The organism is Escherichia sp. AM3 (assembly GCF_032029835.1).
GTDB lineage: Bacteria > Pseudomonadota > Gammaproteobacteria > Enterobacterales > Enterobacteriaceae > Escherichia > Escherichia coli.
Window position 1 is genome coordinate 1 of the sequence record NZ_JAVUPQ010000098.1, and the last position, 9,847, is coordinate 9,847.

11 protein-coding genes and 2 pseudogenes are annotated in these 9,847 nt (G+C 43.5%); 8 read left to right on the forward strand and 5 right to left on the reverse strand.

The window, feature by feature from the left end; all coding sequences use genetic code 11:
- From RTW80_RS21435 to RTW80_RS21445, 3 genes and pseudogenes are all read left to right on the forward strand, one after another.
- Window positions 1–70: IS1 family transposase (locus RTW80_RS21435; RefSeq protein WP_071607219.1), on the forward strand; the 70-nt coding region annotated here is incomplete at its 5' end.
- Between the two features lie 15 nt (window positions 71–85).
- Window positions 86–409: pseudogene (gene yqeK, locus RTW80_RS21440) on the forward strand (protein YqeK); the annotation flags it as partial.
- Between the two features lie 35 nt (window positions 410–444).
- Complete coding sequence (locus RTW80_RS21445) at window positions 445–525, forward strand: hypothetical protein (protein WP_000655821.1); 81 nt, start codon at window positions 445–447, stop codon at window positions 523–525.
- A gap of 32 nt (window positions 526–557) precedes the next feature.
- On the opposite strand, the gene yqeJ is transcribed toward RTW80_RS21445, so the two are convergent.
- From yqeJ to RTW80_RS21465, 4 genes are all read right to left on the reverse strand, one after another.
- On the reverse strand, window positions 558–1,010 hold the full coding sequence (gene yqeJ, locus RTW80_RS21450; RefSeq protein WP_028986041.1) for a protein YqeJ: 453 nt from the start codon (window positions 1,008–1,010) through the stop codon (window positions 558–560).
- 21 nt (window positions 1,011–1,031) lie between these two features.
- Entirely contained in the window at window positions 1,032–1,841 is an 810-nt protein-coding gene (locus RTW80_RS21455; RefSeq protein WP_312720105.1) for a transcriptional regulator, read from the reverse strand.
- A 333-nt stretch (window positions 1,842–2,174) separates the two neighbouring features.
- On the reverse strand, window positions 2,175–2,807 hold the full coding sequence (locus RTW80_RS21460; protein WP_001305805.1) for a helix-turn-helix transcriptional regulator: 633 nt from the start codon (window positions 2,805–2,807) through the stop codon (window positions 2,175–2,177).
- A gap of 459 nt (window positions 2,808–3,266) precedes the next feature.
- Window positions 3,267–4,496, reverse strand: a complete 1,230-nt coding sequence (locus tag RTW80_RS21465; protein ID WP_000065946.1) for an amino acid permease — start codon at window positions 4,494–4,496, stop codon at window positions 3,267–3,269.
- 254 nt (window positions 4,497–4,750) lie between these two features.
- Between RTW80_RS21465 and RTW80_RS21470 the strand changes: the two genes are divergently transcribed.
- The 5 genes and pseudogenes from RTW80_RS21470 to RTW80_RS21490 all read left to right on the forward strand — a co-directional run.
- Window positions 4,751–5,932: an acetyl-CoA C-acetyltransferase gene (locus RTW80_RS21470; RefSeq protein ID WP_000656029.1), complete on the forward strand. Its 1,182-nt coding sequence runs from the start codon at window positions 4,751–4,753 to the stop codon at window positions 5,930–5,932.
- 286 nt (window positions 5,933–6,218) lie between these two features.
- Window positions 6,219–7,055, forward strand: a complete 837-nt coding sequence (kduI, locus tag RTW80_RS21475) for a 5-dehydro-4-deoxy-D-glucuronate isomerase (protein WP_000383237.1) — start codon at window positions 6,219–6,221, stop codon at window positions 7,053–7,055.
- A 29-nt stretch (window positions 7,056–7,084) separates the two neighbouring features.
- Window positions 7,085–7,846 carry a 2-dehydro-3-deoxy-D-gluconate 5-dehydrogenase KduD gene (kduD, locus tag RTW80_RS21480; protein WP_000603502.1) on the forward strand — a complete coding sequence of 254 codons (762 nt, stop codon included), beginning with the start codon at window positions 7,085–7,087 and terminating at the stop codon, window positions 7,844–7,846.
- Window positions 7,847–8,160: 314 nt separating this feature from the next.
- Complete coding sequence (araE, locus tag RTW80_RS21485) at window positions 8,161–9,579, forward strand: arabinose-proton symporter AraE (RefSeq protein ID WP_000256438.1); 1,419 nt, start codon at window positions 8,161–8,163, stop codon at window positions 9,577–9,579.
- Between the two features lie 128 nt (window positions 9,580–9,707).
- Window positions 9,708–9,773: pseudogene (locus RTW80_RS21490) on the forward strand (hypothetical protein); the annotation flags it as partial.
- Between the two features lie 15 nt (window positions 9,774–9,788).
- On the opposite strand, the gene RTW80_RS31605 reads toward RTW80_RS21490, so the two are convergent.
- Window positions 9,789–9,845 (reverse strand): IS1 family transposase, encoded by a 57-nt coding sequence (locus tag RTW80_RS31605; RefSeq protein WP_003032489.1) that lies wholly within the window; start codon window positions 9,843–9,845, stop codon window positions 9,789–9,791.
- Window positions 9,846–9,847 lie beyond the last annotated feature (2 nt).

A 9,847-nucleotide genomic window follows, 5' to 3' on the forward strand; every position in this document is an offset into this window, starting at 1 on the left:
GTTCTCAAAATCGGTGGAGCTGCATGACAAAGTCATCGGGCATTATCTGAACATAAAACACTATCAATAAGTTGGAGGCATTACCAATGCTGAGAATGTTCTCACGCAAACAACATCATGGACATTAAAATCAAGATATGTGAATGTTAATTCTGTCAATAAAGTCAACGTAAAGAGTAAAGTTAAAAACAGTTATATCTCACGATCTGTCAATGATGAGTTTAGTTTAACAGATGATGAAATCAATTCTTTTAAAGAAACGTTAGTCCTTTCCTCTATTGATTCACTGAGTAAACTGGTTCTTAATAATCCTCTTTCTGTATTGTTTACATCGACTGTACGAAGGAATAATAATCGAGCTAAGATGAATGTCGAGTTCGACTCATGGATTTGCACCAGATGTTGTTGATACATGATATTTTACATTGCAAGGAGATGTCTAAAATGAAAGATGTTGATCAAAACTTTGATGCTTTAGACTGCCATATACTGCGAGAATATTTAATTTTATTGTTTTATGATTAACGAGGTTCCATCTTTTTGTTATCTATTTTAGTTTACCTTGCACAATGCATTATTGCTCTGTTACCAATGCTCAAAATAAAAGCATGCTTACCTTGCTTTAGTATATTATAGCTTACACTTTTTTCTGGAAAGACATAAAAATCAGGAATAAGTTGTGCAAGTCTATCATCATCAACTTGATCCATAATCTCAAACTTATTAACTTTCTTTGATGTTAAATGGGCTGTGTCATAGTTTTCAATCCATGTGTATTCAATATTTCGCCGTATTGATTTACTTTCTCTGTTACCTTGTTGCCAGGTTCCACTCAACGCAACAGTTCCTGTTTTATTTTTTTTGTTATACATAAAGTCGATGGTAAGATTTGCTCGTCCCTGGTCATTAAAAATTACCCAATTTGCAGTGCATGTTTCGTTATATATCATTTTTTCTGCAGTGTAAGAATAGACAGTGAAGAGAATAAACCCACTGATAAAAACTAAAATAAATAATAAGTTTTTTTATAATCAATCACGATTAACCTCACGGTAAGACAGGGTTAAACAGTCTGCCACTTCATGTTGGTTATAGTTTTTATTGCATGCCATAACAATCATCCCCGGTGAGGATTTTGCAAGAGGGAAGTATAACCACGGATGTTTTTTACAGTTAATCCCCGAATCCAGTATCCGTGTTTTATATTTATCGAACTCTTTCAACCCATCAATTGTATCTTCTGTTACATTAAAATGGCAGCCATTAATTTCCGCAACAATCTTGTAATCCTTGAAAAATGGCTTCGGTTGATTATTATTCCATAGCCAATATGCAGAATATGCGCCTATGACAAATGCGCTCAACATAATTAGATGACTTTTTATATGTTTGAGGATTTTGTTATTGAAATTCTTTGCGCCACCAATGCTCTCTTTGTATCCCGCATTAACTTTTATGGCAGGTGGGGCATTGTGTGTATGTGCGTCTGTTGACGAGTTTATTACATGATTTTGTATGTTAATGTCATTATGGATCTTGAATCCTCTTCTCGGCACGGTTGCAATTAGCGAGTGGGTAGTATCACCAACAGCGCTAAATCCGCGTCTGATAATGGATATGTTCTGATATAACGTGTTAGTAGGCACACGCATACCTTCTTCTTCCCAGACTCTGGTGAAAAAATCTTGTTGTGCAACCACATCAGGAAAAGCTTCAAGTAGAAGTGATAAACATCGACTGGCTGGCGTTGTCAGAACGACGTTAAGATCGGCGTTATGTACCGATATTAATTTTCGGTGCTCAGGCCAGAACTCGATATTATCGTTAATAATCCAGTACATACGTCAATAAACACTAAATCAATCGAAATGGAGATCACATAGTTTGCTAAGTATATTGGTATTTACGGCATAAATATATATTAATTTTATATTTATCATGATGATTGAAATGAGGCTTTAATGTTGCAACGTAAAACTTTACGTAAATTAACATGGTTAACATTTATGCCACTATTGTTTGTAAATTCATATTTCGTAATGCTTCTGAATTTTTCGTGTGATGGTTTTAAATACTATGGTGTTTACTCTTGAGGGGACGGCCTATTTATAAAATACGGACATTTCAATAAATGCCCGTATAAACAGAGTATGATTCTGGCTGGTCGTTGAGTATCAATGTTGGACCGAATGTGAACGAATAAATAATTCGTTTATTTTACCACCCATTCTCTTTTCGATTCGTTGCTTGTACGCGTAGATGCTACGGATATCCATATCCAGAACTTCAGCAATCTGATATGGATTATAACCAGAAACCATATACCCCATTATGGTGAATTCCATCTGAGTTAATGTGTTACCTCTGGTAAATGATAAATAACGACCAATAAATAGTTGTCTGATCTTTTCATTGGCAACATCAAGACCATCATCATTATATATGACAGCAGATATTGCTGAGTTGTGTTTTCGCCAGTAATTAGCTAACGATTGCATATTGCGGTCGCTGACTAAAACAATCCCCATGTCAGTACTTGCAAGATAGTCAATCCAGTCTTTTTCAAGGAATAGACGTAAAAAACTTACTGAAAAATCGACAAAAATATATCCGCTTAATCTCGCATTGTGGTTTTTTGTTAAGATACCTTCTACCACACCACGATTAAAATATGAACTTTCTTCGGGCCACATACAAAAACACGAGTTTGCGCAGTACTGCAAACGCGGTGACTCTTCTGGCATTATTTGGCAATGCATTGAGCAACTATTGCATGTAAGACTTTTATAACGACTACAAAGCCCCATGTTAAGAACCTCCCTATCCGTATATAATTGCATAATTTCATTGGTGATTGATGATGTCAATACACCATGATTTTGTAATTTTGCTGGGAAAAATTGCGATTAATCTGTATTTGCTATAATTCTGATTAAGACATTTTAAAATGCATTTCTCGTTATTAAATATGATTATGTTTCACTGATTTAATCTTACCTGGTTGAGGGTGGTTCAGATAACTATCTCATGGTATGAGAATATCTATATCGCAAATTGTTTTTGAATGACCGGAAGATATCTTGCGAATCTAAGTTATGCATCTTAAATAGTCTTATTTAAGATGTTCAGATCTCTTTGTGTGTTTAACTAACTGATAATACTAGGATATGATGAGGGAAGTGATAGTGCGGAATAATAACGAATGAACATTATGAAAACTGGAATGGTTCAAAATTGTAGCAATTTTGAACCATTCACAATGGATATCAGCTAAAGAACATTACCGATACGCACAGGATACCCACGATCAGCGTAATCAGATTTCCGATGGAACGCCAGGGTTTAAGCGCCGGGATCAGATACGTTGACAACGTAGGCATGATGAAAAGTATCATGGCAATGAGCGGGCCGCTGATCGCGTAAATCATCGAAATCGCGTTCGGGTTAATGCAACAAACAATGAAGGTGATCAGCGATACCAACATAATTGATAGTGCGCGGTTAAATGCACGACTTTTCTTTATACCAACCTGCTGTAGTGTTGTTTTGACGACCTCCGTGGCACCTTCAATAACGCCAAAGTACGTACCCAGGAATGATTTCGACATCGCAACTACTGCGACAATAATCCCGGAAATTGACAGCCATGCTGGGGCGTTCGGCAGCATAGAAAGCGCCGATAAAATGGTGACCCCTTCTTCTTTAGCCGCTTCAATATACGAAGGTGGAATAGAAAGCAGGCAGCTAAAGACAAAGAACAGTACACTTATGCAGATGATGAGATAAGCGACTTTCATAATTTTTTTGCATTTATCCATAGCGTGTTCGCCATATTTTTCACGTCTGTCTATGGCAAACGTAGAAATAATGGGCGTATGGCTAAAGGCGAAAACCATCACGGGAATCGATATCCATATCTGGTGAAGGGTATTCTGATTGAACTCTACCTGGGTCGTTAATAGATCAGGTTGCCAACTACCGACAAGGTAAATGGAAAGAAATAAGAAATAGGCAATCAATGGGAATACCAAAAAACCCATTACCCGAATGGTTGCATGGCGTCCCATCAGAAAAATGAGATTCAGGATTAATACAACACCCAGACTCACCAACATACGGATGCGAAGATCAATAACCATATGCTTTGCCAGCTGTTCCGTAAGTGAGTTGGTAATTGCCACTGCATATATCAACACGACGACAAAAAAGGCGATGAAGTACAGCGTGGTAATCAGATTACCAATCTTCTTGCCATAGTAGTGTGTTACTGCGCCCGTTATCCCTTCACCTGCTGATGTTTTCGATGAGAGGATGAACTGGCATAAGGCTTTATGTGGCCAATATGTTAAAGGCCAGGCGACCAGAGCAGTAATAAACAGGACCACAGCCCCTGCCGAACCTAACTGAATAGGAAGGAAGAGCGTGCCTGCACCAACGGCTGTGCCGTAGAGCGCGAAACTCCACAGAGTTTCTTCTTTAGACCAAATATTAGACATTATCTGAACGTATCATCTACAAATTAAACAAAATGGAGGGCAATTTACCATAAACCAGGTTAAGTATGGGAGATTAACGCCCTATCTACCCCTCTATTGGTGGGTTAGTGGTTGCAAACCTTACGTGCCAGTTATGACTCTGACTACTGCTCAGGCATATTTCCTTTGTGATAAAAATCACTTTTTTTAAACAATTAAGATAACTGTAATTAACAATCATTTACTATTGCACTGTTAATTGGTGCGAGGTTGTGATGAAAGACGTTGTGATTGTCGGGGCGTTACGGACACCTATCGGCTGCTTTCGCGGTGCGTTAGCGGGTCATTCCGCCGTGGAACTTGGTAGTCTGGTCGTGAAAGCGTTAATAGAACGTACCGGCGTTCCTGCATATGCGGTGGATGAAGTAATTCTTGGTCAGGTGTTGACTGCTGGGGCAGGGCAGAATCCGGCAAGGCAATCGGCTATTAAAGGTGGTCTGCCTAATAGCGTTTCTGCAATCACGATTAATGACGTCTGCGGTTCCGGACTTAAAGCACTGCATCTGGCTACTCAGGCGATACAGTGTGGCGAGGCTGATATTGTCATCGCCGGTGGCCAGGAAAACATGAGCCGCGCACCACATGTTCTGACTGATAGCCGCACCGGTGCACAGCTTGGCAATAGCCAGCTGGTTGACAGTCTTGTGCATGATGGGTTATGGGATGCCTTCAATGATTATCATATTGGTGTCACCGCCGAAAATCTGGCTCGCGAATATGGCATCAGCCGTCAATTGCAGGATGCTTACGCACTTAGCTCGCAACAAAAAGCGCGAGCGGCGATTGACGCCGGACGATTTAAAGATGAGATCGTCCCGGTAATGACCCAAAGTAACGGTCAGACGTTGGTTGTTGATACCGATGAACAGCCACGCACTGACGCCAGTGCAGAAGGTTTAGCCCGTTTAAATCCTTCATTTGATAGTCTCGGTTCTGTGACAGCGGGTAATGCATCATCCATAAACGATGGCGCAGCTGCGGTAATGATGATGAGCGAAGCCAAAGCACGAGCGTTGAATTTACCCGTGCTGGCCCGCATTCGCGCATTTGCCAGCGTTGGTGTAGATCCGGCATTGATGGGAATTGCGCCGGTGTATGCGACCCGCCGTTGCCTGGAGCGTGTAGGCTGGCAGTTGGCTGATGTCGATCTTATCGAGGCTAATGAAGCGTTTGCTGCACAGGCGCTTTCGGTTGGCAAGATGCTTGAGTGGGATGAGCGTCGGGTCAATGTCAATGGTGGTGCGATCGCACTTGGTCACCCGATAGGCGCTTCCGGTTGCCGAATCCTGGTTTCTCTGGTTCATGAAATGGTGAAACGTAATGCCCGCAAAGGACTGGCAACGCTTTGTATCGGCGGGGGCCAGGGTGTGGCATTGACCATTGAACGTGACGAATAGCTCTGCATTTCCTCCTTACCGATAAATATCTGCCGTCATTAATCTGTTGAATAATGATGGCTGGCAAGTCGACATACATTTTCTGGGCTCCCTCATTTTTCCATTCTCATGACATATTCGTGATCGACACTGCACTTTTTTTAATCCTTAACTTAAAAATGAAACATTGTTTTATTTTTAATTGAAAACCCTAGCCCATGGGCATATCATCCCTTTATAGAGAAAACGAAACAGTGTTTCACTATCGTTTTCTATTTTCACGCTTCACTGATTATCGGAGGTTGATGTGGACGTAAGACAGAGCATCCACAGTGCGCACGCAAAAACGCTGGATACCCAAGGGCTGCGCAATGAATTTTTGGTTGAAAAGGTATTTGTCGCCGATGAGTACACCATGGTTTACAGCCACATTGACCGAATTATTGTTGGCGGCATTATGCCGATAACTAAAACGGTTTCCGTTGGCGGGGAAGTTGGTAAACAACTCGGCGTAAGCTATTTCCTTGAACGTCGCGAGTTAGGTGTTATCAATATTGGCGGTGCCGGTACGATTACTGTCGATGGCCAATGCTATGAAATCGGTCACCGCGACGCCCTGTATGTTGGTAAAGGTGCAAAAGAAGTTGTCTTTGCCAGTATTGATACCGGCACTCCGGCGAAGTTTTATTACAATTGCGCACCCGCGCATACGACGTATCCCACCAAAAAAGTCACCCCGGACGAAGTATCTCCAGTCACGTTAGGCGATAACCTCACCAGTAACCGTCGCACTATTAACAAATATTTTGTCCCGGATGTGCTGGAAACCTGCCAATTGAGTATGGGGCTGACGGAGCTGGCTCCAGGTAACTTGTGGAACACCATGCCGTGTCACACCCACGAGCGCCGGATGGAAGTTTATTTCTATTTCAATATGGATGATGACGCCTGCGTTTTCCACATGATGGGGCAACCGCAAGAAACGCGTCACATTGTGATGCATAACGAGCAGGCGGTGATCTCCCCGAGCTGGTCGATCCATTCCGGCGTCGGAACCAAAGCTTATACCTTTATCTGGGGCATGGTTGGTGAAAACCAGGTCTTTGATGATATGGACCATGTGGCCGTTAAAGATTTGCGCTAGTTGTGGGCATAAACGAATAAGGTATTGTTATGATTTTAAGTGCATTTTCTCTCGAAGGTAAAGTTGCGGTCGTCACTGGTTGTGATACTGGACTGGGTCAGGGGATGGCGTTGGGGCTGGCGCAAGCGGGCTGTGACATTGTTGGCATTAACATCGTTGAACCGACTGAAACCATCGAGCAGGTCACAGCGCTGGGGCGTCGTTTTTTAAGCCTGACCGCCGATCTGCGAAAGATTGATGGTATTCCAGCACTGCTGGATCGCGCGGTAGCGGAGTTTGGTCATATTGATATCCTGGTGAATAACGCCGGATTGATTCGCCGCGAAGATGCTCTCGAGTTCAGCGAAAAGGACTGGGACGATGTCATGAACCTGAATATCAAGAGCGTATTCTTCATGTCTCAGGCAGCGGCGAAACACTTTATCGCGCAAGGCAATGGCGGCAAGATTATCAATATCGCGTCAATGCTCTCCTTCCAGGGCGGGATCCGTGTGCCTTCTTATACCGCATCAAAAAGCGGCGTGATGGGTGTGACGCGATTGATGGCGAACGAATGGGCTAAACACAACATTAATGTTAATGCGATAGCCCCGGGTTACATGGCGACCAACAATACTCAACAACTACGGGCAGATGAACAACGTAGCGCGGAAATTCTCGACCGCATTCCAGCTGGTCGTTGGGGACTGCCGAGTGACCTGATGGGGCCGATAGTGTTCCTTGCCTCCAGCGCTTCAGATTATGTGAATGGTTATACCATTGCCGTGGATGGCGGTTGGCTGGCGCGTTAATTCATTCTTCTTACTTTTATGACCCTGCCGCATGGCAGGGTTTTTTATACCTGTAGATCATCATAATCCATATCATGGTTATGAAATAATCCATATTAATTATCAATTAATGAACTTTATGAATTTTATCTGCTGTAAAATTAGGTGGTTAATAATAATCTCAATAATTCAACTTAATTTTAAAATTGGAATATCCATCACATAACGGCATGTCGTAGCAATTTAATCCATATTTATGCTATTTCCGACCTGACACCTGTGTGAATTGTTCACGTATTTTTTCACTATGTCTTATTCTCTGCTGGCAGGAAAAAATGGTTACTATCAATACGGAATCTGCTTTAACGCCACGTTCTTTGCGGGATACGCGGCGTATGAATATGTTTGTTTCGGTAGCTGCTGCGGTCGCAGGATTGTTATTTGGTCTTGATATCGGCGTAATCGCCGGAGCGTTGCCGTTCATTACCGATCACTTTGTGCTGACCAGTCGTTTGCAGGAATGGGTGGTTAGTAGCATGATGCTCGGCGCAGCAATTGGTGCGCTGTTTAATGGTTGGCTGTCGTTCCGCCTGGGGCGTAAATACAGCCTGATGGCGGGGGCCATCCTGTTTGTACTCGGTTCTATAGGGTCCGCTTTTGCGACCAGCGTAGAGATGTTAATCGCCGCTCGGGTGGTGCTGGGCATTGCTGTCGGGATCGCGTCTTACACCGCTCCTCTGTATCTTTCTGAAATGGCAAGTGAAAACGTTCGCGGTAAGATGATCAGTATGTACCAGTTGATGGTCACACTCGGCATCGTGCTGGCGTTTTTATCCGATACAGCGTTCAGTTATAGCGGTAACTGGCGCGCAATGTTGGGGGTTCTTGCTTTACCAGCAGTTCTGCTGATTATTCTGGTGGTCTTCCTGCCAAATAGCCCGCGCTGGCTGGCGGAAAAGGGGCGTCATATTGAGGCGGAAGAAGTATTGCGTATGCTGCGCGATACGTCGGAAAAAGCGCGAGAAGAACTCAACGAAATTCGTGAAAGCCTGAAGTTAAAACAGGGCGGTTGGGCACTGTTTAAGATCAACCGTAACGTCCGTCGTGCTGTGTTTCTCGGTATGTTGTTGCAGGCGATGCAGCAGTTTACCGGTATGAACATCATCATGTACTACGCGCCGCGTATCTTCAAAATGGCGGGCTTTACGACCACAGAACAACAGATGATTGCGACTCTGGTCGTGGGACTGACCTTTATGTTCGCGACCTTCATTGCGGTCTTTACGGTAGATAAAGCAGGTCGTAAACCGGCTCTGAAAATTGGTTTCAGCGTGATGGCGTTAGGCACTCTGGTGCTGGGCTATTGCCTGATGCAGTTTGATAACGGTACGGCTTCCAGTGGCTTGTCCTGGCTCTCTGTTGGCATGACGATGATGTGTATTGCCGGTTATGCGATGAGCGCCGCGCCAGTGGTGTGGATCCTGTGCTCTGAAATTCAGCCGCTGAAATGCCGCGATTTCGGTATTACCTGTTCGACGACGACAAACTGGGTGTCGAATATGATTATCGGCGCGACCTTCCTGACACTGCTTGATAGCATTGGCGCTGCCGGTACGTTCTGGCTCTACACTGCGCTGAACATTGCGTTTGTGGGCATTACTTTCTGGCTCATTCCGGAAACCAAAAATGTCACGCTGGAACATATCGAACGCAAACTGATGGCAGGCGAGAAGTTGAGAAATATCGGCGTCTGATTTCACGGGCCGGATGTGCTGTACATCCGGCCCTTTTTTCGTTAATAGAGATTGGGCACTTGGCCGTTGAGGCGTTTGTCTCGTTCCTTATTCAGCCTTGTTGCGGTAACACACATCAGGAGAGAGGAATGAAAACAATTGGTTTGCTGGGAGGAATGAGCTGGGAATCCACCATTCCTTACTATCGTTTGATAGGTAATGACTCCAACTTATTGATAGTGTTTTATGTTCAGATAATGCCCGATGACTTTGTCATGCAGCTCCACCG

Bases quoted from the DNA above. Each gene is read 5' to 3' on its own strand.
- RTW80_RS21445 (WP_000655821.1), top strand. From the start codon at position 445: ATGAAAGATGTTGATCAAAACTTTGATGCTTTAGACTGCCATATACTG.
- RTW80_RS21455 (WP_312720105.1), bottom strand. From the start codon at position 1,841: ATGTACTGGATTATTAACGATAATATCGAGTTCTGGCCTGAGCACCGA.
- RTW80_RS21460 (WP_001305805.1), bottom strand. From the start codon at position 2,807: ATGGGGCTTTGTAGTCGTTATAAAAGTCTTACATGCAATAGTTGCTCA.
- RTW80_RS21465 (WP_000065946.1), bottom strand. From the start codon at position 4,496: ATGTCTAATATTTGGTCTAAAGAAGAAACTCTGTGGAGTTTCGCGCTC.
- RTW80_RS21470 (WP_000656029.1), top strand. From the start codon at position 4,751: ATGAAAGACGTTGTGATTGTCGGGGCGTTACGGACACCTATCGGCTGC.
- kduD (WP_000603502.1), top strand. From the start codon at position 7,085: ATGATTTTAAGTGCATTTTCTCTCGAAGGTAAAGTTGCGGTCGTCACT.
- araE (WP_000256438.1), top strand. From the start codon at position 8,161: ATGGTTACTATCAATACGGAATCTGCTTTAACGCCACGTTCTTTGCGG.